This window comes from Sporosarcina sp. ACRSL (genome assembly GCF_022346605.1).
GTDB lineage: Bacteria > Bacillota > Bacilli > Bacillales_A > Planococcaceae > Sporosarcina.
On sequence record NZ_JAKRNT010000001.1, the window covers coordinates 199,035 to 221,354 of the forward strand.

General features: G+C 42.0%; 26 protein-coding genes. 16 read left to right on the plus strand and 10 right to left on the minus strand.

Annotated elements, in window-relative coordinates:
- Window positions 1-15: 15 nt before the first annotated feature.
- Both MHZ92_RS01165 and MHZ92_RS01170 read right to left on the minus strand, forming a co-directional pair.
- Complete coding sequence (locus MHZ92_RS01165; protein WP_239429657.1) at window positions 16-558, minus strand: helix-turn-helix domain-containing protein; 543 nt, start codon at window positions 556-558, stop codon at window positions 16-18.
- Between the two features lie 159 nt (window positions 559-717).
- The gene (locus MHZ92_RS01170; protein ID WP_239429658.1) at window positions 718-2,172 is read right to left on the minus strand and encodes a hypothetical protein; all 1,455 of its coding nucleotides are present in this window, start codon (window positions 2,170-2,172) and stop codon (window positions 718-720) included.
- Between the two features lie 161 nt (window positions 2,173-2,333).
- On the opposite strand from MHZ92_RS01170, the gene MHZ92_RS01175 reads away from it, so the two are divergent.
- Both MHZ92_RS01175 and MHZ92_RS01180 read left to right on the plus strand, forming a co-directional pair.
- A complete protein-coding gene (locus tag MHZ92_RS01175) occupies window positions 2,334-2,786 on the plus strand; it encodes a TlpA family protein disulfide reductase (protein ID WP_239429659.1) in 453 nt (150 codons plus the stop codon).
- Window positions 2,787-2,886: 100 nt separating this feature from the next.
- Complete coding sequence (locus tag MHZ92_RS01180; RefSeq protein WP_239429660.1) at window positions 2,887-3,546, plus strand: potassium channel family protein; 660 nt, start codon at window positions 2,887-2,889, stop codon at window positions 3,544-3,546.
- 63 nt (window positions 3,547-3,609) lie between these two features.
- Here the strand turns inward: MHZ92_RS01180 and rnjA are convergent, their stop codons facing one another.
- The 3 genes from rnjA to def all read right to left on the minus strand — a co-directional run bounded on the left by rnjA (window position 3,610) and on the right by def (window position 6,333).
- Window positions 3,610-5,277: a ribonuclease J1 gene (rnjA, locus tag MHZ92_RS01185; protein WP_239429661.1), complete on the minus strand. Its 1,668-nt coding sequence runs from the start codon at window positions 5,275-5,277 to the stop codon at window positions 3,610-3,612.
- A gap of 5 nt (window positions 5,278-5,282) precedes the next feature.
- Complete coding sequence (locus tag MHZ92_RS01190; RefSeq protein WP_239429662.1) at window positions 5,283-5,492, minus strand: DNA-dependent RNA polymerase subunit epsilon; 210 nt, start codon at window positions 5,490-5,492, stop codon at window positions 5,283-5,285.
- Window positions 5,493-5,772: 280 nt separating this feature from the next.
- On the minus strand, window positions 5,773-6,333 hold the full coding sequence (def, locus tag MHZ92_RS01195; protein ID WP_239429663.1) for a peptide deformylase: 561 nt from the start codon (window positions 6,331-6,333) through the stop codon (window positions 5,773-5,775).
- A gap of 135 nt (window positions 6,334-6,468) precedes the next feature.
- On the opposite strand from def, the gene MHZ92_RS01200 reads away from it, so the two are divergent.
- The 5 genes from MHZ92_RS01200 (at window position 6,469) to lpdA (ending at window position 12,254) form a co-directional block, all read left to right on the plus strand.
- Window positions 6,469-7,110: a YkyA family protein gene (locus MHZ92_RS01200; RefSeq protein WP_239429664.1), complete on the plus strand. Its 642-nt coding sequence runs from the start codon at window positions 6,469-6,471 to the stop codon at window positions 7,108-7,110.
- Window positions 7,111-7,364: 254 nt separating this feature from the next.
- Entirely contained in the window at window positions 7,365-8,480 is a 1,116-nt protein-coding gene (pdhA, locus tag MHZ92_RS01205; protein WP_239429665.1) for a pyruvate dehydrogenase (acetyl-transferring) E1 component subunit alpha, read from the plus strand.
- 3 nt (window positions 8,481-8,483) lie between these two features.
- Complete coding sequence (locus MHZ92_RS01210) at window positions 8,484-9,461, plus strand: alpha-ketoacid dehydrogenase subunit beta (protein ID WP_239429666.1); 978 nt, start codon at window positions 8,484-8,486, stop codon at window positions 9,459-9,461.
- A gap of 30 nt (window positions 9,462-9,491) precedes the next feature.
- On the plus strand, window positions 9,492-10,838 hold the full coding sequence (locus MHZ92_RS01215) for a dihydrolipoamide acetyltransferase family protein (protein WP_239429667.1): 1,347 nt from the start codon (window positions 9,492-9,494) through the stop codon (window positions 10,836-10,838).
- Window positions 10,839-10,841: 3 nt separating this feature from the next.
- Complete coding sequence (lpdA, locus tag MHZ92_RS01220) at window positions 10,842-12,254, plus strand: dihydrolipoyl dehydrogenase (protein WP_239429668.1); 1,413 nt, start codon at window positions 10,842-10,844, stop codon at window positions 12,252-12,254.
- 99 nt (window positions 12,255-12,353) lie between these two features.
- Here lpdA and MHZ92_RS01225 read toward each other — a convergent pair whose 3' ends face one another.
- On the minus strand, window positions 12,354-12,509 hold the full coding sequence (locus MHZ92_RS01225) for a hypothetical protein (RefSeq protein WP_239429669.1): 156 nt from the start codon (window positions 12,507-12,509) through the stop codon (window positions 12,354-12,356).
- A gap of 692 nt (window positions 12,510-13,201) precedes the next feature.
- Here MHZ92_RS01225 and MHZ92_RS01230 point away from each other — a divergent pair.
- Genes MHZ92_RS01230 through MHZ92_RS01240 form a run of 3 tightly spaced genes read left to right on the plus strand, consistent with a single transcriptional unit; the run spans window position 13,202 to window position 15,320 of the window.
- A complete protein-coding gene (locus MHZ92_RS01230) occupies window positions 13,202-14,059 on the plus strand; it encodes a polysaccharide deacetylase family protein (protein ID WP_239429670.1) in 858 nt (285 codons plus the stop codon).
- Window positions 14,060-14,072: 13 nt separating this feature from the next.
- Complete coding sequence (locus MHZ92_RS01235; RefSeq protein ID WP_239429671.1) at window positions 14,073-15,029, plus strand: NAD(P)H-dependent flavin oxidoreductase; 957 nt, start codon at window positions 14,073-14,075, stop codon at window positions 15,027-15,029.
- Window positions 15,030-15,047: 18 nt separating this feature from the next.
- The gene (locus tag MHZ92_RS01240; protein ID WP_239429672.1) at window positions 15,048-15,320 is read left to right on the plus strand and encodes a UPF0223 family protein; all 273 of its coding nucleotides are present in this window, start codon (window positions 15,048-15,050) and stop codon (window positions 15,318-15,320) included.
- A 34-nt stretch (window positions 15,321-15,354) separates the two neighbouring features.
- Here the strand turns inward: MHZ92_RS01240 and MHZ92_RS01245 are convergent, their stop codons facing one another.
- Entirely contained in the window at window positions 15,355-15,984 is a 630-nt protein-coding gene (locus MHZ92_RS01245; protein ID WP_239429673.1) for a YktB family protein, read from the minus strand.
- A 158-nt stretch (window positions 15,985-16,142) separates the two neighbouring features.
- Here MHZ92_RS01245 and MHZ92_RS01250 point away from each other — a divergent pair, with 158 nt between their 5' ends.
- Both MHZ92_RS01250 and MHZ92_RS01255 read left to right on the plus strand, forming a co-directional pair.
- The gene (locus tag MHZ92_RS01250) at window positions 16,143-16,340 is read left to right on the plus strand and encodes a hypothetical protein (RefSeq protein WP_239429674.1); all 198 of its coding nucleotides are present in this window, start codon (window positions 16,143-16,145) and stop codon (window positions 16,338-16,340) included.
- A 134-nt stretch (window positions 16,341-16,474) separates the two neighbouring features.
- A complete protein-coding gene (locus tag MHZ92_RS01255) occupies window positions 16,475-17,266 on the plus strand; it encodes an inositol monophosphatase family protein (protein ID WP_239429675.1) in 792 nt (263 codons plus the stop codon).
- A 76-nt stretch (window positions 17,267-17,342) separates the two neighbouring features.
- Here the strand turns inward: MHZ92_RS01255 and MHZ92_RS01260 are convergent, their stop codons facing one another.
- Window positions 17,343-17,528, minus strand: a complete 186-nt coding sequence (locus MHZ92_RS01260) for a YlaF family protein (RefSeq protein ID WP_239429676.1) — start codon at window positions 17,526-17,528, stop codon at window positions 17,343-17,345.
- A gap of 94 nt (window positions 17,529-17,622) precedes the next feature.
- On the opposite strand from MHZ92_RS01260, the gene typA reads away from it, so the two are divergent.
- Complete coding sequence (gene typA, locus MHZ92_RS01265; protein WP_239429677.1) at window positions 17,623-19,464, plus strand: translational GTPase TypA; 1,842 nt, start codon at window positions 17,623-17,625, stop codon at window positions 19,462-19,464.
- A gap of 67 nt (window positions 19,465-19,531) precedes the next feature.
- Window positions 19,532-19,864: a YlaH-like family protein gene (locus MHZ92_RS01270; RefSeq protein WP_239429678.1), complete on the plus strand. Its 333-nt coding sequence runs from the start codon at window positions 19,532-19,534 to the stop codon at window positions 19,862-19,864.
- A 23-nt stretch (window positions 19,865-19,887) separates the two neighbouring features.
- Here MHZ92_RS01270 and MHZ92_RS01275 read toward each other — a convergent pair whose 3' ends face one another.
- Together MHZ92_RS01275 and MHZ92_RS01280 are read right to left on the minus strand one after the other, a co-directional pair.
- Window positions 19,888-20,091, minus strand: a complete 204-nt coding sequence (locus tag MHZ92_RS01275) for a YlaI family protein (RefSeq protein ID WP_239429679.1) — start codon at window positions 20,089-20,091, stop codon at window positions 19,888-19,890.
- 34 nt (window positions 20,092-20,125) lie between these two features.
- The gene (locus MHZ92_RS01280) at window positions 20,126-20,626 is read right to left on the minus strand and encodes a peptidyl-prolyl cis-trans isomerase (RefSeq protein ID WP_239429680.1); all 501 of its coding nucleotides are present in this window, start codon (window positions 20,624-20,626) and stop codon (window positions 20,126-20,128) included.
- Between the two features lie 193 nt (window positions 20,627-20,819).
- Between MHZ92_RS01280 and MHZ92_RS01285 the strand changes: the two genes are divergently transcribed.
- Both MHZ92_RS01285 and MHZ92_RS01290 read left to right on the plus strand, forming a co-directional pair.
- Complete coding sequence (locus MHZ92_RS01285; RefSeq protein WP_239429681.1) at window positions 20,820-21,101, plus strand: YlaN family protein; 282 nt, start codon at window positions 20,820-20,822, stop codon at window positions 21,099-21,101.
- Window positions 21,102-21,156: 55 nt separating this feature from the next.
- Window positions 21,157-22,320, plus strand: coding sequence for an FtsW/RodA/SpoVE family cell cycle protein (locus MHZ92_RS01290; RefSeq protein ID WP_239429682.1), 1,164 nt, complete (start codon window positions 21,157-21,159; stop codon window positions 22,318-22,320).

Consider the following 22,320-nt stretch of genomic DNA (forward strand, 5'->3'; position numbering starts at 1 on the left):
GTGTGTTTTCCCCCTTCATAAATAAGATTCTGTTGCTACAAGCAGCAATTCACTCGGACCGTCATTTGCATTTAAGATTCGATGATGATCAGATGCTTCGTAATAGACCGAATCTCCCTCAGTAGCTATGAAAGTCCGTTTACCTAATTCAATTTCAACTTTCCCTGAAAGAACATAAATGAACGTTTCTGCAAGTGATGGTTCAAATTGCTTGAATTCACCGTTTTCCGCGAATGAAATATGAATCGGCTCCATCTCGTTTTCATTCGAACGGGGAACGAGCCAGCGGATGCTATATTTTAGTTCATCATTGACATAGGTTGTTTGATCGTCAGGCGAATAAACTACTTTCATATTTTTTTTGGGTTCATCAAAAAACTCTTTCGGTGTTGTTCCTAGAACCTCCAACAAGGAAAAGAGAGTTTCGATGGATGGGGATGTGAGTTCACGTTCCAACTGTGAAATATAACCTTTCGTAAGATCGGTCCTCTCTCCCAATTCTTCTTGCGTCAGTCCTTTTTTTAATCGAAGACTTTTGATTTTACTCCCGATTTGCATGGTCGACAATTCCTTCCTGAATTACCGAGTTTAGTATTACTGTACTTTGTGTTTACTATAAGCCTACTCAATTATACAAAAAAAACCTCGAAAATCAAGATGTTTTTTCAAAAAAAAAACAGAATCCTATTAAAAGGACTCTGGCATGTGATGGTAATATTAGTCATGCATGTCAAGCTTGTTCTTGCGCCGATTTCGCATAAGCATTTTTCCAACTGTGGAAAAAATTAAAAAAGCTGATAAACCGATACCAGAGACTGCTGTAATAAGCGAAATCCATTCGAAAATCGTATAGGAGGAATATTCTTTCCAGCCAGAAGGGGATTCCCAGTCAGAAATCACGAGATTCATGCCATAAATGCCGGAAATGACAGTGAAAATTGTCAAAATGAATAGTAGCATGTTCAAACGATCAGCTTGGCTGTTTTCCTGGCTTTTATACAATTCTTGTAAAGTTTTGCTAGCTTCATTAAACAGGGAGTCAATGTGAAAGATCTTCCTGAACATCTCTGATAATTCCTTTCCTTCTGTTCGAGTACTAATTTCTTTGAAATAATAGGAGGATGAGAAAACGTTAATCAGCTGGATGAGTGACTTTACGTAAGATTCATCCTTTTTCCACTCGATTTCACTGTACTCGAAGGAGACACGGAGTAGCATCATTTTGTAAAAATAATGAAGAAGCATATTATAGTAATGCGTCCCCATGTGCTCAGACAACTCATCCCTCAATTCAGCGGTTGGCCGATTGGAAATGGTGGAGAAACCGTGTTCGGTCACTAGCATATACAAATGGGGAGCCCATCGATCGTGTGACGAATTTGATAAAACACGTTGAATATAGTTCGGATTCGTTGAAGAAATAAAAGGATGACCTTCAGGCGTCTTTCCATTTACATTTCCGAGTCTGAATAAGTGTTCATCCGAAATAGATGTTTCCGTTTGTGCAATCAGAAAGGAAGACACGAACATCCTTTCATCTTCAAAATAAGGCAGAGAACCAAAATGCCCTTTCAACTTCTTTTCATGCTGGACGTTCTTTTTCAAAAAAGGGCATAAATACTCGAATAAATAATCATACATGGAAAATGTTTGTTCCGTTTCACAAATGATAATTGTTGCGCCACTACTTTCTTTCAGATTGGAATCCAATGCTCGAAAATGTTGAATAAAATCGAGAACATCACTTAAATCCATGGTTTTTCCTATGTCAACACGCAATGCGAGAAAAGCAATACCAAAAGGCGCTAAAATGATATCTACGCTCCGAACTGTAAAATCATACAATTCATCTCTTAGCTGCATGGTGTCTGACTTATTCATAAGTGCGGTATACCTATGAAATCCCTTATCTTCATCTGTTTCGGGAAAAAGCTTATGTTCAATGTAAGGATAAAAATATGGTTCAAGCTCCTTACCGACAACTTTAATCCCGTATCCATAAATATCGTCTTCCTTTTGTGCATCTCCCTCTAATTGAAAAAGAGTGTATCCGTTTGATTCCAAATTATTGATAATTTCTCTTCTCTTCGTTTGATCGAAACCGAACGGAAGGAGGAATGTCACATGAGAACGGGTGATATTCAATTTTTCCACGTTTTTAAGTATGGACATGGCATTGCCTCCTGTATCTCTTCTTATAAGTGGCAAGGCACTTACTATTTCATTCCCATTACTGAAGTGAAGCTAAACATTTCACATGGATAGATGCAGGTCAAACTTTAAGTTTCTCCGCATAGAATAGGCAGTGGAGATTTTTACGGAGGAGGTAACGTATGAAGTTGGGTGATCAAATGCCTGAATTGATAGGGGAAACAACCTGGTTGAATGGGTATAGAGAAAGAGTGGATTTAATTGGAGAAAAGCCGACACTCATCCATTTTTGGTCGGTTAGCTGCCGTTTATGCAAAGATGTCATGCCATATGTCAATCATTTCCGTGATCACTATAAAGGTAAATTGAATGTGATAGCAGTGCATATGCCTCGTTCGAAAGACGATGTAAATTTGGAGAAGATTAAATCTGCGGCTTACCGCTATAACATTACGGAGCCGATATTTGTTGACAACGACTTACAATTATCGGACGACTTTAACAACCAGTACGTCCCTGCCTATTACGTTTTCGACAAACATGGGCGGTTGCGCCATTTCCAAGCGGGTGGAAGTGGTATGAAAATGCTAAAAACGCGTGTGAACCGCTTAATGCAAGAAATGAATAATTACTGACTCGTACATGAGATGACTTTACAGCAGTCGTCTTTCTTTTTTGTGTAAAAATAATATGTTACACTCATCTTATTCATCAATCGGAATGGAGCGGAGTGGAATGAAAAAGGAATTTGTTGTCATTGGATTAGGACGATTTGGCGGAAGTATCGTCAGAGAATTAGTATCGTTGAATGCGGATGTTATGGCAATAGATATTTCACCAGACCGCGTTGATGACTTCGCGCAAATTGCAACAACTGCAGTTGCAGCAGATACTACTGATGAATCAGCACTTCGGTCATTAGGCATCCGAAATTTCGAACATGTCGTCGTTGCCATTGGGGAAAATATCCAAGCAAGTATACTGACAACACTGATATTAAAAGAGGTTGGTGTAAAGAGGATTACGGTCAAAGCACAAAACGACTATCATGCCAAAGTATTACAAAAAATTGGGGCTGACCAAGTTGTCCATCCGGAGAGGGATATGGGGAAGAGGATTGCAAACAATTTAGTTTCCAATAATATATTGGACTATCTCGAGCTTTCCGATGAATATTCAATTGTGGAAATACGTGCGAATGAAAAACTGGCTGGCTATACATTAATCGATCTCGATATCCGGGCAAAATACGGAGTCAACATCGTTGCCATTAAAAGAGGCACACATATCCTCGTGTCACCACAAGCAATCGAAGAAATCGAGTTGGACGACATATTGATTGTCATTGGTTCAGATTTAGATATTCATACATTTGAGAAGAAGGCCCTTCATTGAGGAATGGTCTTTTTTGCATTGAAAAAGCCCCAGTGCGTTGGCACTTGGGACTTTTTTGTTTTATTAAACTTCCATTACAACAGGAAGTACCATTGGTCTGCGTTTCGTCTGATCGTATAAATAAGGTGAAAGAATATCGACGATGTCCGTTTTTAAAGAACTAGCTTCCGCAGGTGAGTTTGCTAGTTTTTTGTTCAATTCCTTCGAAAGCAAATGCTGTGCTTCGCTGATCATCATACCGGATTCCCTCATGTATACAAAACCGCGGGAAATGATATCTGGCCCTGAGACAACTTTATTGCGTTTCTTATCGACTGTCGCGACGACAATCACTAAGCCATCTTCTGAAAGAATTTTTCGGTCGCGCAAGACGACGCTTCCAATATCCCCGATGCCGCTTCCATCAATGTATACATCACCAGAAGGGATTTTGCCTGCGATTCTTGCCGTATCTTCTGTCAACGCAAGTACATCTCCGTTGCTCATGATGAAAATGTTATCCGGTTCGACATCACATCCGATCGCAAGATCTTTATGCATTTTCAACATACGGTATTCGCCGTGTATCGGCATGAAGAATTTTGGTTTGATCAAACGTAGCATTAGCTTTTGCTCTTCTTGTGAACCGTGACCTGAAGTATGAATATTATTCAGTGCACCGTAAATGACTTCTGCACCAGCTCGGAACAAAGCGTTGATTGTTTTATTGACGCTTAATGTATTCCCGGGAATCGGCGAAGATGAAAAAATGACTGTATCGCCGGGTTGGATTTGCACTTGTCGGTGCGTCCCATTTGCAATTCGAGATAGGGCGGCCATTGGTTCACCTTGACTTCCCGTACATAAGATCATCACTTCATTTGCTGGAAGCCGGTTAAGTGATTGGGTGTCGACGAACAAATCTTTCGGTGCGTTAATATACCCGAGTTCCCGTCCGATTGTGATCGCATTATCCATGCTTCTACCGAACACTGCAATTTTGCGGCCGTAATGTTCGGCGGCTTCAATTACTTGTTGAAGTCGGTGGATGTTCGAGGCAAATGTAGCAAAAATAATTCTTCCGTCCACTTTCCGGAAGATCTCATTCAAGCTATCGCCAACTTTTCGCTCAGACATCGTGAAATTAGGCACTTCCGCGTTCGTACTATCCGACAAGAGGCAAAGTACTCCATCACTGCCGACTTTCGCCATCTTGGCAAGGTTTGCAGGCTCTCCGACCGGTGTGAAATCGAATTTGAAATCACCCGTATGGACGATATTCCCCGAAGGAGTTTTGACGACAATGCCAAAAGCGTCCGGGATACTATGGGTTGTCCGGAAGAAGGAGACGGATGTCTTTCTGAATTTGAAAATATCTTCTTCCTTGAACTCAACCATTTTTGTTGTTCGGAGAAGGCCATGCTCATCAAGCTTATTGCGAAGCAATCCAAGTGCTAATTTACTTCCGTAGACGGGAATGTTCACCTTCCGTAGCAAATAGGGGATTCCTCCGATATGGTCTTCGTGACCGTGCGTGATGAAGAGTCCTTTAATTTTGTCGATATTACGTTCTAAATAGGTGTAGTCCGGAATGACATAATCGATTCCGAGCAGATCGTCCTCAGGAAATTTGATACCCGCATCAATGAGGATGATTTCGTCTTGGAATTGCACACAATATGTGTTTTTGCCGATTTCACCAAGTCCGCCTAAGGCGAAAACGGCTGTTTCATTGTTTTTTATTAACTTCATGTTGATTAGACCTGCTCTAGCTCAAAATGAGGGGATGCTTGCTCATATTTGAGATGTTCGCCTTCGAGTAGCTGGATCAGTTCGATATTGTACTCACGGTCTTTTAACTTTTCGCGGACGGATCTTATAGAATCGGCTTCAATGTACAAATGTTTTGTGTTTTCTCGGATTGGTACTTGTGTAGCGTTTTCTTGGTAGTACACTTTGTAAATCATGGTAAACTCTCCTTTTTTACGTTCGTTTGAATCTTTCTCTTCATCTTATCATGACAGTAGTTGAAAATAAACTATGATGATTTTCTTCATTAGTCAATTCGACTGAAAAGGAAAAGCCCGCCAAGCAGCTTGGCGGGCTATAACTATGCGATCGTCTTTTTGCCGAGTATGCCATTGAGCCGTCTTAACAGTTTACGTTTGAGGCGCTTGTACATGGGCATATCACTCCTTGAAGACATTATACAGGAAACCAAAAATTCTGTCAAATTTGATTTCCTTGTTAATCCCTTTCGAGTGGGGTGGCGTCAGGTATCACTTTAAATGGAGCGTTGACGTCGATATGATCATAAAACATTATACCGTTCAAATGATCTAGTTCATGTTGGAAGGCGATGGCTGGAAGACCCTTCAGCCTCATTTTATATTCTTTGCCGTCTGGATCAAACGCTTTCACCGTAATTCTAGCATAGCGAGGAACAAAGCCGTCCACGTCCCGGTCAACGGAAAGGCATCCTTCACCTGAGATTAAATAAGTCTTTTCGACGGAGTGGCTGACAATTTTAGGATTAATAGCGACGAAACTGAGCGGTTTTTTGCCTTCTTCCTCTTCGATATGCAAAGCGAAAATCCTTTTGGAGACATTCACTTGCGGAGCTGCAAGGCCGATGCCTGGTCGTAAGCCGTATCGTTCACATAATTCATCGTCCTGGCTATTTATAATATATTCAAGTAAATCGTTACAAAGCTTTCTTTCATCATCTGTTAAAGGAAATGTCACTTCCTCCGCAATTTTACGGAGTGTCGGATGTCCTTCACGAATAATATCGTCCATTAAAATCATTGCGTACTCTTCCTTTCGATAACCATGCTGTACTACTATTATAAGCCAATGGGGGAAAGGGTGAAAGGTTTTTTGTGCATGCTTGAATTGCTTTACGGATACAGTTATAGTGAAACTCAGATTGGAGGAAATTACATGAAGAAAAAAGTTGTAAGTTTAGTTGCAATCGGCATGCTAGCATTATCCGGCTGCAGTATCGGACAGTCGACCGAAAAACAACTTTCTGAAACATTGACGAAAATGAATGAATCGGAAACTGAATATCGTACTACGCAAAGTAAATTAACGGAGCTTGAAAAAACAGAACAAAAGACGTTTACTGAAACAATGGAATTAACAAAAGAAGATGTTGACAAGCTTCGTTCCAAAGTGGGTGAATTGGAAGGTCTATTAGATGAGAGACTTGAACATTTGGATAGAGAAGAAGCAGCGATGAAGGAAGCCGAAGCATTTGTGTTAGAACTTGATACAATTATAGAGAACGCTTCCGATTCAGAACGTAATCAAATTGTAAAATTAAAAGAAGCGGTGCTTAAGCGATATGACCTTCATACTTCATTCGTAGAAGAGTATAGAAAGCTTGCAGCAATCCAAAAAGAATTTTATAACATGCTTTCCGCCGAGAATATTACACTATCGGAGTTAAAGCAAAAGGTGAAAGACGTGAATGAACAAAATGAAATCGTTCAAACCGCCATCTCTGAATTCAATGAAGCAACGAAAGAAGTAAATTCCTTGAAAGATGATGTGTTTTCAAGTTTAGAACAAGAAGAATAAAGGAAATGATTAAAGTGGAGGCAAAATTGTCTCTACTTTTTTCTATTATGAAAAAACTATTATACTACAGTCTTTTTATTGTAGTAGTACAGAACGGTTATTTTGAATAATTCTGAATACAAATTAAAACTCAAATGCTACTAATAACGGAGATTGACCTAATTGTCCCCTTTCAGTATACTGATTACAGATGATGATTGTATCATTATTAGAAACAGTAAAAAATAATACAGATACAAAGGAGAGTTGCCGCCATGGCTGCCAAAAAAGAAAAGCAGTTCGATCCGGTGAAAACGCTTCATTCTATTGAAGAACAGTTTGAAATGTTCCAGATTTTGAATGAAGAAGGTGAGATTGTCAACAAAGATGCGGATCCGAAATTATCTGACGAAGAATTGACGGAATTGATGACGCGTATGGTCTATACGAGAATTTTGGATCAACGTTCCATTTCTTTAAACCGTCAAGGAAGACTAGGATTCTATGCGCCGACTGCAGGTCAGGAAGCATCCCAGCTTGCCTCCCATTTTGCACTTGAAAAAGAGGACTTCATTCTTCCAGGTTATAGGGATGTCCCGCAACTTATTTTCCATGGCTTACCGTTACATATGGCGTTCTTATGGTCCCGAGGGCATTATTTAGGAAGCGCGTTTCCGGAAGGGTTGAACGTGCTATTTCCTCAAATCATTATCGGTGCCCAATATATCCAGGCTGCAGGTGTTGCACTCGGATTCCAAAAACGCGGCATTAAAGCGGTTGCAATGACGTATACGGGAGACGGTGGAACATCGCAAGGTGATTTCTATGAAGGTATAAACTTTGCTGGAGCATACCGCTCGCCTGCAATTTTCGTCGTTCAAAATAACCAATATGCGATTTCGACGCCTCGTGAACTGCAAACGGCTGCTAAAACTCTAGCGCAAAAAGGTGTGGCGGCAGGAATCCCGAGTATTCTTGTCGATGGAATGGATGCCCTTGCTGTTTACGTTGCAACACGCGATGCAAGAGAACGCGCCATTAATGGCGAAGGCCCTACTTTAATTGAGACAATGTGCTACCGCTATGGTCCACATACGATGGCAGGGGATGACCCTACACGCTACCGTACGTCAGATACGGATAATGAATGGGAAAAACGCGATCCGCTCGTCCGTTTCCGCAAATACCTTGAAGGCAAAGGAATTTGGAATGAAGAGAAGGAAAACGAAGTGATCGAGCGTGCGAAGGAAGAAATCAAAGAGGCTATTAAGCAGGCTGATGCTGCACCAAAACAAAAAGTGACTGATTTCATGAAAATTATGTACAAAGGCGACATGCCATTCAATTTGCAGGAGCAATTTGATTTGTATACAGAGAAGGAGTCGAAGTAACCGATGGCACAAATGACGATGATTCAAGCAATTACCGATGCAATGCGCACGGAGCTGAAAAATGATGAAAACGTCCTCGTCTTCGGTGAAGACGTTGGCGTTAACGGCGGTGTTTTCCGCGCTACAGAAGGTTTGCAAAAAGAGTTTGGTGAGGAACGTGTCTTTGATACGCCTCTTGCTGAATCAGGTATTGGCGGGCTTGCAGTTGGGCTGTCGCTTACAGGCTTCCGTCCAGTTATGGAAATCCAGTTTTTCGGTTTCCTATTTGAAGTAATTGACTCAATCAGTGGCCAATTGGCACGTCAATCTTTCCGTACAGGCGGGAGATACAACGCGCCGGTGACGATTCGGTCACCATTCGGCGGTGGTGTTGCGACACCAGAAATGCATGCGGACAGTTTTGAAGGGATCGTTGCCTCTCAACCTGGCTTGACAGTAGTTATTCCTTCTACGCCGTATGACGCAAAAGGATTATTGATCTCGGCCATCCGTGATGAAAATCCAGTTGTCTTCTTAGAGCATATGAAACTGTACCGTTCATTCAGACAGGAAGTTCCAGAGGAAGCATATACGATTCCTTTAGGAAAAGCGGATGTGAAGCGCGAAGGTACAGACCTTTCGATTATTACGTACGGAGCGATGGTGCACGAAAGCTTGAAAGCTGCAGAAGCACTTGAAAAGGAAGGGCACTCAGTAGAGGTGGTTGACTTGCGAACTGTTCAACCATTGGATATTGAAACAATTATCGCTTCTGTCGAGAAGACGAATCGTGCAATTGTTGTCCAAGAAGCGCAAAAACAAGCTGGAATCGCTGCGAACGTCGTTTCGGAAATCACAGAGCGAGCGATTTTGAGCTTGGAAGCACCAGTTTTGCGAGTGACAGCTCCTGACACAGTCTATCCGTTCGCCCAAGGTGAAAATGCTTGGTTGCCGGATGCAAATGATATTATTGAAACAGCTAAAAAAGTATTGACATTCTGATTGTAACTCTGATAAGAAAGGGTGATTCTTGTGGCATTTGAATTCCGTTTGCCAGATATCGGGGAAGGGATTCACGAAGGCGAAGTCGTAAAATGGTTCGTTGCCAAAGGCGATAAAATCAATGAAGACGACACGCTTCTTGAAGTCCAGAACGATAAAGCAGTTGTAGAGATCCCGTCACCTGTAACAGGCACAGTTGAGGAGATTCTCGTTGAAGAAGGTAAAGTTGCTGTCGTCGGTGATGTATTGATCCGTATTGACGCTCCAGGGTATGAAAGTCCTGAAGTTGAGGAAGAGGGCAAAGAAGAAACTGAAGCACAAGTCCAGGCAACTGCAGAAGCAGGTCAGGAAATTAATAAAGAAGAATTAAAGAAGGATCAGCCTGAGAATAAGCAAACTACTCCGTCTTCACAAGAGCAGCAAGGTGATGAAGCATCTAAGCGTGTCATTGCCATGCCATCCGTCCGTAAATTTGCACGGGAACAAGATGTCGATATCCGTCAAGTACAAGGGACAGGTAGAAATGGCCGTATTTTGAAAGAGGACATCGAGGCCTTCCTAAATGGTGACCAACAGCAGCCTGCACAATCGGTTGAAGAGTCACAAACTGCAGTCGAAGTTGAAACGCAAGAAACTGGAGCGAAGCCTGCTGCGCCGGTTGAATTAGAAGGCGATTTCCCTGAAACACGTGAAAAAATGTCTGGAATAAGGAAAGTCATCGCGAAGGCGATGGTCAATTCCAAGCATACAGCACCTCATGTGACGCTGTTGGATGAAGTCGACGTGACAGAGCTCGTGGCGCATCGTAAGAAATTCAAAGCGATTGCAGCTGAAAAGGATATTAAGCTCACATACCTTCCATACGTTGTAAAGGCGCTCGTATCTACATTGCGTGAATTCCCTCAATTAAACACGTCTCTTGATGATGAAAAAGAGGAAATCATTCAAAAGCATTATTACAATATTGGGATTGCGGCGGATACAGAACGCGGTCTGCTCGTACCGGTCATTAAACATGCAGATCGAAAATCGGTATTTGCCATTTCAGATGAAATTAGCCAACTTGCAGAAAAAGCACGAGACGGCAAATTAAGCCCTGCCGAGATGAAGGGTGCATCTTGCTCTATCACGAATATCGGCTCTGCAGGTGGACAATGGTTCACGCCAATTATCAATCATCCGGAAGTTGCAATTCTCGGAATTGGTCGTATTTCTGAAAAACCAATAGTCAAAAATGGTGAAATTGTAGCCGCACCTATGTTAGCATTATCATTGGTATTCGATCACCGTGTAATTGATGGTGTTACAGGTCAGCAGGCTTTGAATCACATTAAGAAATTGCTCGGTAATCCAGAACTTTTATTAATGGAGGCGTAAAAAATGGTAGTGGGTGACTTTCCAATCGAAGTAGATACGCTTGTTGTAGGATCCGGTCCTGGAGGATATGTAGCTGCAATCCGTGCAGCTCAATTAGGACAAAAAGTTACAATCGTTGAAAAAGGAAGTCTTGGTGGGGTTTGTCTTAACGTAGGTTGTATACCTTCGAAAGCACTCATCTCTGTCGGGCACCGTTATGCGTCCGCAAAAGATTCCGATGATATGGGAATTACAGCAACTGATGTGAAGCTTGACTTTTCTAAAGCACAAGCGTTCAAAGACGGCGTCGTCAAGAAGTTGACGGGTGGTGTTGAAGGACTTCTCAAAGGAAACAAAGTGGACATTGTGAAAGGTGAAGCATACTTTGTTGACGCAAACACTGCTAAAGTGATGGACGAGACATCTTCACAGACGTACAAATTTAAAAATGCAATTATTGCGACAGGTTCACGACCAGTAGAAATTCCTACATTCAAATTTTCAAAGCGCGTTATTAATTCCACAGGCGCTCTTAACTTGGAAGAAGTACCTGGACATCTTGTTGTTATCGGTGGCGGTTATATCGGTACTGAACTCGGTTCAGCTTATGCAAACCTCGGTTCTAAAGTAACAATTATCGAAGGGGCAGACGACATTCTAGCTGGCTTCGAAAAACAGATGACGCAAATCGTTAAAAAAGGCTTGAAGAAAAAAGGCGTCGAAATCGTCGTCAAAGCATCAGCCAAAGGCGTTGAAGAAACTGACAATGGCGTAATTGTAACGTATGAAGCAAAAGGCGAAGAGCAAAAGGTTGAAGCAGATTACGTTCTAGTTACGGTTGGTCGTCGTCCGAATACGGATGAAATTGGACTCGAAGAAATGGGCATCAAATTCCTTGAACGTGGTCTGATCGATGTGGATAAGCAATGCCGCACGAGCATCCCGAACATCTATGCAATCGGTGATATCGTCTCCGGTCCTCAGCTTGCACACAAAGCTTCTTATGAAGCGAAAGTCGCTGCAGAAGCGATTTCTGGAGAAAAATCCGAAGTCGACTATTTGGCAATTCCAGCGGTCTGCTTCACGGATCCGGAGCTTGCTACAGTCGGATTAAATGAACAACAAGCAAAAGATCAAGGTTATGATGTAGTTGCGGGCAAATTCCCGTTTGCTGCGAATGGCCGTGCACTTGCACTTAACGCAACTGACGGATTCGTCAAGCTTGTTTCACGCAAAGAAGACGGGCTTCTATTAGGTGCACAAATCGTCGGTGAAAATGCATCTGACATGATCGCTGAGCTCGGTCTTGCAATTGAAGCAGGAATGACTTTGGAAGACATCGCTATGACAATCCACGCGCACCCAACACTCGGTGAAATATCCATGGAAGCTGCAGAAGTAGCTCTTGGTAAACCGATTCATATGATTACAAAGTAATAGTTTATAGACACGTAGCGTCCGGTCGTACAATGCACCGGACGCTTTTTCAATTTCATGTAAATATAAGTAAAGTGTTTAAGGTTAATTGAGAAATTTTTAGCCTACCTCAAATACCATTGATTTCCGTTTCGATTGGACGCTTTCCGCGGGCACGGCTTCAGCCTCCTCGTCACTGCGTGCCTGCGGGGTCTTCAGCTCGCGCTGTTCCCGCAGGAGTCGCCAATCTCCACTCCAATCAATTGGAAAATACATGAAATCCGCCAACTCAACGTAATCATACTAATATTAGTGGTACAGACCAAGACCATGGTTAGTAGAGTGTTTGAAGGAACGTACTGAATTCCAAGTACTCATATCGTTTCCTAGATTCGGAGATCTCAAGGACGTATGGAAAAAACTCTTGGATAAGCCTAATAAGGTTGCTGTGATTGAATGTGTGAATAAGCTGCTGAAAGTCACATCACTTTATTCAAAATGGAATCATGTATGAATACGAATTAGCTAAAGCCAATTCGTAAACATTCAAATATAGCATTATAGATCTTTGACAAAACTAATCTTTGTTGGGTCTATTTCACGTACCGTTATAGGTTTCTGTTTATTTTCATAGATAGCGAAGATATCACAATTTATTTTGTGGTGTCTTTAGAAAATCGCCAGAAAAGGCGACACTCCTGCGGGAAAAGCGTCAGGTGAAGACCCCGCAACGGAGCGAAGCGCAGTGAGGAGGCTGAGGCGACGCCCGCGGAAAGGGAGCCGTTCTGGCGATTTTCGGTATATAGGACAGCCCTCTATCACTTTTTCAAAAATAATCTCCTTAAAGGAGAAGAAGAATAAAAAATTCGAATCAATTTCATCCCAAGGTTCGATTGAAGCCGTATTCCAACTCATGGTAGGATTAATCTAGTCAACAGTGCATAGACATAAGAAAAGGAGAGGATTCCGTGAAACACAAATTGTTATACATACCGCTGCTTTCCGTGCTCTTTTTGGCAGCTTGCAATGAAGAAGCTAAACCTGAAGAAGTAGAGAGAAATGAACAATCCGCTGAATCGGAAGAGCCTGCGGAAGAAATTGTAGAAGTCGATAAACAGCACGAGAACGAAGAAGTTGATGAACCAGAAGATGAAAGTGAAGTTGTCGAACAGACTCCGCTTTACGAATTGAACCCGGTTACGTTTGCGATCGAGCCGATAGATGAAGCAAATCCTAAAGTTGTATTATTAACAATAGACGATGCGCCGGATAAAAGAGCCCTTGATATGGCGAAAACATTAAAGCGTTTAGAAGCTCCTGCGATTTTTTTCGTCAATGGTCATTTTATTGCAACCGATGAAAAGAAAGCGATATTAAAAGAAATATACGATATGGGGTTCATTATCGGTAATCATACGAACACACATCCAAATTTAAAGACGTTGTCGGAAGAAGAGCAACGTGAAGAAATTATTGCAGTTAACGATATTGTGGAAGAAGTGACCGGAGAACGTCCTGTTTTTTTCCGTGCCCCGTTTGGAGTGAATACTGATTTTAGTAAAGCTCTAGTGCATGAGGAAGGGATGCAATTGATGAATTGGTCATATGGCTATGACTTTGAAAAAGAGTATATGACGAAGGAGAAAATTGCACATATTATGGTCAATACGGAATTACTCCGAAATGGCTCTAACTTGTTAATGCATGACAGAGACTGGACAGCCGACGCCATGGAGGACATTGTCAATGGATTACGGGAGAAAGGCTATGAAATTGTCGATCCTAAATTAATTAAAGGACTAGATGCTCAACAAACAGGAGAATAAGGGGGAGTTATTTGTGGAATGGAAAACGAGGGTGACGGAATTACTAGAAATAGACTATCCGATCATTCAAGGGGGATTGGCCTATCTTGCCTATTCAGAACTTGCTGCCGCAGTTTCCGAGGCAGGAGGGCTTGGACAAATTACAGCGATGAGCTTGGAATCACCTGAAGCGTTACGGTCAGAAATAAGAAAGGTGAGAGAGCTGACGAAGAAGCCTTTCGGTGTGAACTTTGCAATTGGACAACACGGAAGGCGATATGATCAATTACTCGATGTCGCGTTAGAAGAAAACGTACCAGTCCTTTCCGTTACTGGCGGAAACCCTGCTCCTTTCTTTGAGTATATTAAAGGTGCACAGGTAAAGAAGCTTGTATTAGTCGCTGCGAAGAGACAAGCCATCAAAGCCGAATCGCTAGGTGCTGATGCAGTAATGGTCGTTGGACATGAGGGTGGCGGGCATTTAGGGCGTGATGATATCGGCACAATGGTGTTAGTTCCCCAGGTGGTGGATGCTGTCAACATACCTGTCATCGCTTCTGGAGGCATTGGAGACGGCCGTGGCTGGATGGCTGCACATGCACTAGGGGCTGAGGGCATTGAAATGGGTACGCGATTCATAGCGACGAAAGAATGTGTGCACGCTTCAAAAGAATATAAACAAGCCCTTTTGGAAACAGATGAGACGGGCACTGTTGTCATTAAGCGTTCGCTCGGTGCACCAGCAAGGGCACTTTCCGGGAGTTGGACTGAAAAGATTTTACGTATGGAAACGGAAAACGCGGATTATGATAAATTGAAAGACTATATTAGCGGTGTTGCAAACCGTCGTTTCATCCATGATGGCAATGAACAAAGCGGTTTTGGATGGGCCGGACAAGTTGCCGGGATGATTGAAGACATTCCAACTGTGGAAGAATTAATCGGCCGCATGGTAAAGCAAGCTGAGGAAATTAGAAAAAAATGGTCTTGAGGAAAGGTGTTGTCAAAAATGGAATATAATTATCCTATCAGTCATCATTGGACAACCGAAGAAATTATTGACGTCGTTGCATTTTTTCAAGCAGTGGAGAATGCTTATGAGTCGCAAATTGCTCGAGAGAAATTCATGGATGCATACAAGGCGTTCAAGAAAGTCGTACCATCTATAGCCGAAGAGAAAACGATCTTCAAGGAGTTCGAAGAAGCAAGCGGGTTCAACAGTTACCGAATTGTCAAGAAGGCAAAAGAAGGACAAGACGGTGACATGATCACATTTAAATGAAAAAGGAGGAGGTGCATAATTATGCACTTCCTTTTTAGTCTTTTCCGGTAATAATATCGTAAATCGGTAAAAGTTGATCGATCGTTTCTTCAGCGACGTTTAAAAATTGTTGTTCCGAAAGACGAGTCGCTTCAGTGATAGACAAATGTTTGCCGATAATGAACTCCGCTTTTTTAACAGACGTAAGCCTCTCCAATAACTGTTCAACGCCTTCAGCGCCTATTTTCTCTATTTTAAACGCTTCAGGTTTCATATGGTCTCCCGAGACGACAAAGTCACTTGGCAAGGAAGTGATTACTTTACTGTTTTTGCTAAGCCTTTCCGCGATGCCTTTCTTATCAGGGTTTTCGTAAATGACAGCCAAAATAATGAAGAGATGAGTTCCCCATAAGCCAACTTGGAAATGCGGTAAAGCTTTATAACCGCGTTTTGCAGGCGCGAATGCGACCCAGCTGTCATTTGGTGGATTGACTGTCCTCCTTGCATGCTTTGCGACATGGGGAAAAAATTCACCAGTCCCACGGGACGATAAATAGAGTGAAATCTGTTTGCCGATCAACTCGAACTTCGGCTGTATTCTTGTCTGAAGCGCATTCATTCTATTTTCCAAACCATCGATTGAAAAGACATTAAAGTCATCGGTTGTCCAAAAACCTTTTGTCAATTTAATTCCTCCATTTCATTAACCACGTTTATCGTAACAGAAAATGGGGAAGAATCTTATACAAGAAGGCTTATAACTAACAAAAGCTTCATGGACAGCATAAGTTAGAAGTAAGTAAAACGCATCGTTTAAAAAATGACATCAAAGGGGTGTTAGTAATGAAACAAGTCGTCCATATTATTCGTAAAGCTGAAATTGAAAAGGAATATGTAAAGCTTTTGCATCTTGAATTGGATTATGAACTGGCAACATTGTATGATGCCGTTCAAGAAAAAGACTCCAAACAAATCGAGAAAAGCAAAAAGAGACTCACTGAAATACATGGTGAGCTGGAGATTTTCAATGCTTTTGCGTAATCGAATGACGATGAACCGAATTAGGCGCCTTCACTGAAACTCTTCATTCCGGGGGGACAGTGCAAAGGCGCCTTTTTGTTTGAGCGGAGGCCATATGCTATAATGAAATAACTTGGATGTAATGAGGTGTTCATATGAATTGGGGTGCGATCGACCGGTATGCAAAATCACTAATAAAAGAAGCTGGCCATAAAATTAGAATTTCTTTTTTCAGTACGATCGATATTGATTCGAAAGCGGAAGCAAATGATCTCGTTACGAATATCGATCGGGAAATTGAGCGGTTTTTCATTCGCCGGATCAAGAACGATTTCCCGGATCACCGGATTTTCGGGGAAGAGGGCTTCGGCGACGAAATCGATTCACTTGAAGGGATCATTTGGATGCTTGACCCGATAGACGGGACGATGAATTTTATTCACCAGAAAAGGAATTTTGCAATTTCCCTCGGCATTTACGCTGACGGAATCGGAATGCTTGGCTATATCTATGATGTCATGAATGATGATTTCTATCACGCATTTAAAGATGAAGGTGCGTACTTTAATGATGAAAGACTTCCGGTGCTTGAGAACACTCCGCTTGAGGAGGCGATCATCGGCGTTAACGCAAGTTGGGTTGCGCCGAATCGAAAAATTGAAAATGAACCCATTGTTGAAATGGTTCATAAGTGCAGAGGAACGCGATCTTACGGTTCTGCGGCGATGGAGCTTGCCTATGTTTCATCCGGCCGGATCGATGCGTATTTGTCTTTGCGATTATCCCCATGGGACATTGCGGGAGGGATTGTCATCGCGCATGAAGTGGGAGCAATCGCTACGAACTTGAAAGGGGAACCGCCGCACTTGCTCGGCCAGGATACTTTTATCGTCGCGCGACCAGGATTGCATGATGAAATCCTTAGGAATTACATTAAATTAAAATAAATAAGGGACTGCCATTTTGCAGTCCCTTCAGCCTGTTGCAGAGGAAATCGCTATTTATGCTTCGATTTTCTCTTAATTATAATATTCCTTGTTCGCGCATTTTCTTCTTCGTCTTGAAGCCGTTCGCCATGACAAAAATAAGTGCGAGGATAGCGATTATAGCAACGGGGATACTACGCATACCGACTGCGATACCAATACCGCACATTGCAGCGACCGCAGCAAGGGAATAGATGACAAAAACCCATTTAACGTCCTTCAATATGAAACATCTCCCGAAAAATGTTTTTTAATACTGTTCTCATGTGCTATAATATCACAGTTACACATCTGATAAAAGATAACGGAGTGAAAACATGACAAACTATCGTAATGATTTACGAAATATAGCGATCATTGCCCACGTAGACCACGGTAAAACAACGTTAGTCGATCAACTTTTGAAGCAGTCCGGAATTTTCCGGTCGAACGAACATGTAGAAGAACGTGCCATGGACTCAAATGATCTTGAGCGTGAAAGAGGTATTACGATCCTTGCTAAAAATACAGGGATTGAATATAAAGATACAAAAATTAATATTCTTGATACACCAGGACATGCTGATTTCGGAGGAGAAGTGGAACGGATCTTGCGAATGGTCGATGGTGTCGTATTAGTCGTCGACTCCTTTGAGGGATGTATGCCGCAAACTCGGTTTGTATTGAAAAAAGCATTGGAAACTAACTTGAAACCAATAGTCGTAGTTAATAAAATCGACCGTGACTTTGCGCGTCCCGAAGAAGTAGTCGATGAAGTGCTTGAACTCTTCATCGAATTGGATGCAAATGACGAACAGCTTGAATTCCCGGTCGTCTATGCTTCCGGATTCAATGGAACAGCAAGCCTCTCGCCGGACCCTGCCGATCAGGAAGATACGCTACGTGTATTATTCGATGCAATTGTTGAACATATTCCGGCTCCTGTTGACAATCGGGACGAACCGCTTCAGTTCCAAGTATCGTTGCTCGATTACAACGATTACGTAGGCAGAATTGGGATCGGACGCGTGTTCAGAGGGACGATGAAAGTCGGTCAGCAAGTAACTGTATTGAAGCGTGACGGATCAACAAAGAACTTCCGTGTAACGAAAATGTATGGATTCCTAGGACTCAAGAGGATTGAAATCGAAGAAGCCTATGCGGGTGACTTAATCGCGGTCTCTGGGATGGAAGACATTGATGTCGGTGAAACAGTTTGTCCGACCGATCACCAGGAAGCATTGCCGGAACTTCATATCGATGAACCGACACTGCAAATGACATTCCTCGTTAATAACAGCCCGTTCGCAGGGAAAGAAGGCAAGTGGGTGACAGCGAGAAAGATCGAAGAAAGACTCGAACAGCAATTACAGACGGATGTTTCTTTGCGTGTTGAACCGACTGATTCACCGGATGCGTGGGTCGTCTCGGGCCGTGGGGAGCTTCATCTATCCATATTAATTGAAAATATGCGTCGCGAAGGATTCGAACTTCAAGTATCGAAGCCTGAAGTTATTATTAAAACGATAGACGGGGTTCGTTCAGAGCCTGTTGAACGTGTTCAGATTGATATTCCGGAAGAGTATACCGGAGCCATCATTGAATCGATTGGTGAACGTAAAGGCGAAATGCAAGATATGATCAATAACGGCAATGGACAAGTCCGTTTGATTTTCCTCGTTCCTGCACGTGGTTTGATTGGCTACTCAACTGAGTTCCTGTCACTTACGCGAGGATACGGGATCATTAATCATACTTTCGACTCGTATAAGCCAGTTGCATCAGGAAAAGTCGGGGGCCGTCGTCATGGAGTGCTCGTCTCGATGGAAACGGGAACAGTGACAGGTTATAGTATAATGCAATTGGAAGACCGCGGAATCATGTTCGTAGAAGCGGGAACAGAAATTTACGCCGGTATGGTCGTCGGAGAGAACAACCGTGATAACGACTTGACGATTAACTTGACAAAAGTTAAGCATGCAACAAACGTCCGTTCCGCAACGAAAGACCAAACAGTTACAACGAAAAAACCCCGTATATTATCGTTGGAGGAAGCGTTACAATATGTCGGAGACGATGAGTATTGTGAAGTGACACCGCAATCGATCCGTTTGCGTAAAAAGATCCTCGATAAAAATGAACGGGAACGTGCGGAAAAGAAGAAAAAACTCGGCGAGTGATTTATAATAACAGAAGGCAGTAAAAAAGAATGCGTACAATCGCTTTGTTTAGAAGGGAATGTGCTACATGAATGGTACTATCGGGGATGCAGAAACAATTGAAGCAATGTCTCCAGTTGTCCGAATGATTTATGAAATGACATCTTCATCCATGACTGGAATGTTGCTGTTCGTTGTTGTTTTCATCCTGTCGGCCATCGTATATAAGTTAGGCTTCGCTAGGAAAATAAAGTTCTGGCAAAATATCGTCGTTTATAGTTTCCTTTTTTTAGGGTGCATCATGTTGACGTTTTTTGCTATTTTCCTTCCGATTGTAGAAGGACTTCTAGTAGCGGCGCTCATTTTGATCATTTACAGAGTGCGCAGGATGAATGAACATAAAGAAAACTCCACCGTGTAAGTTGGTGGAGTTTTTTTATATCGTTAAAAATTTTCTTCTGCGGAGTGGGAGCTTCGATAGAAAATAAATTTACCTGAGGCGAGCCTCAAATTAGTTTGCTCTGTAATCCGTTCGTTGCAAGTTTCACACATATACGTATTGATTGGGTGATTCCTAAGTTTTTTTGCGAGGGGAGTATCATCTACCAGCAGTCCAATTTCATCGCAAATAACGCATTTCACTCGCATATCATCAACTCCTTCTTAAGATGTGTCTAAACGATTAATCGATGACGATCCTTGTGATGTTTCGCAAAGGTTGTTCGATATTCGATCCATCTTTGAATAGTAAGTATGCAGGTCCATCTTCTGTCAACGGTTTGCCGTCCTGACTGAACTTGAACAGGAAGTTGCCGACTTCGGAAAGAGAGAACGTTTCCTTCGAGCCGTCTGCTGTCAAAAATGTGATTGTCTTTGCATCTTCTGCCGGTTCTGCGTTTTTAATGAAATGATCGACTGAAATGCCGAAAGTACCAGTCATCATTTTCTTACGATCAAATTTCTTTTCCGTTTTCAATGTAGGCGGGAAAATTGCCCCTTCCATAATTTCACGGGACCAGTGTTTCCCCATGCTTCTTTTATATTCTTCATCCTTATCTTTTTCGACATATAGTCCTGAAAAGAAAGTGTCCAAGTCGATTCTGCGGTCATCAAAGATCCAAACAGTAGGATCGAGCGTTATAATATGTTTGACATTGCCTGATATCGTAATGATTGACTCCACGTGAATAGCCTCCTACAGCAATTGCTAAGCATTTTTAATATAATAACTAGTATACCCCTTCCAAGGGAAAGTGGGAAGCTATTGAATTTTTAGGTATCCGTTGAAAAGGGAAACACTTGCAATTTAGCCTCTTGAAAGATACAATTTATTCATAATCACCACGTAATGATAATAGGTGAATGGGGGCGTCCTCATGGATATTGAATTGCAGGAAACATATCAGGAAAAAGCATTGAAGCAGCTCCAAGCTGATGCGGATAAAATTGCACAACTCATAAAAGTACAGATGGATAATTTGACGATGCCTCAGTGCCCGCTTTACGAGGAAGTGTTGGATACGCAAATGTATGGCTTGTCTAGAGAAATCGACTTTGCTGTTAAGCTTGGGTTGATTGAACGTGAAAGAGGGAAGGAAATCCTTTCATTGCTTGAAAAAGAGATGAATATTTTACACGAGCTATATACAAAAAAATAAACGAAAGACTCAAACTCATTACTGGTTTGAGTTTTTTATTTAAGAGGGAATTCTAATGGGAAATTACTTTAAAAAAATGATACGGAACTTTGATTATCCTTTATTTACAGCATATATCGTACTTTGCCTTTTCGGATTAGTGATGATATACAGTGCAAGCATGGTTTGGGCAGTCCACGAGTATAATTGGCCGCCTGACTATTTTTATAGAAAGCAATTGAAGAATCTTGCAGTGTCGATTCCTGTTTTCCTATTAGCAGCATTCTTTCCGTATCAGAATTACAAAAGAAAAAAGTTCATGGTGTTTTCGATAGCAATTATGTTCGTATTGCTTGTACTTGTTCATTTCGTTGGATTTTCGGCGGGTGGTGCCCAAAGTTGGATTCAAGTTCCGGGATTCGGAAGCATCCAACCTTCGGAATTTGCAAAGATTGTAATCATCGTTTACTTCGCAAGCGTCTTTGCGAAAAAGTATGAAGCTGGCACAATTGATTCCATTAATAAATCAATCTTGCCGCCAGTAACTTTTCTCGTTTTGGCGATTGGTTCGATTATGTTAGAGACGGATATCGGTACATCTCTCATAATTATGACGACTGCTATAGCAGTCATTGCAGCGAGCGGCATAAAACTGAAGACATTCACAAAGTTAAGCGGGATTTTATTCCTTTTTATGATTCCGATAGCAACCATCCTTTATCTATTTAGGGACTACGTCTTCACAGACAGTAGGAAAGGCCGTATTCTAGCCTTCTTAGATCCTTTTGATTATATACAAGGATCAGGCTATCAAGTTGCTAATGGATACATTGCGATAGGTACTGGTGGGGTTAAAGGACTTGGGCTAGGAAACTCCATTCAAAAAATGGGCTATTTGCCAGAACCGCAAACAGACGTCATCATGGCTGTCATTTCCGAAGAAACAGGCCTTCTCGGAACTTTTATCGTAATCGGCGGACTAGGGTTCATTGTTTTACGTGCCCTTTATATTGCCATGCGCACGAAAGACCCGCAGGCTCGAATGCTGGCAGCGGGAATCGGAAGTGTCATCGGCATTCAAACTTTTGTCAATATTGGCGGTTTAACTGGACTTATTCCACTAACGGGTGTTCCTTTGCCTTTTATTAGTTATGGCGGAACTTCGATTGTTCTGTTATCTTTATCATTAGGAATATTGATGAATGTGTCAATGTTCTATAAATATCAAAAAAATAAATAG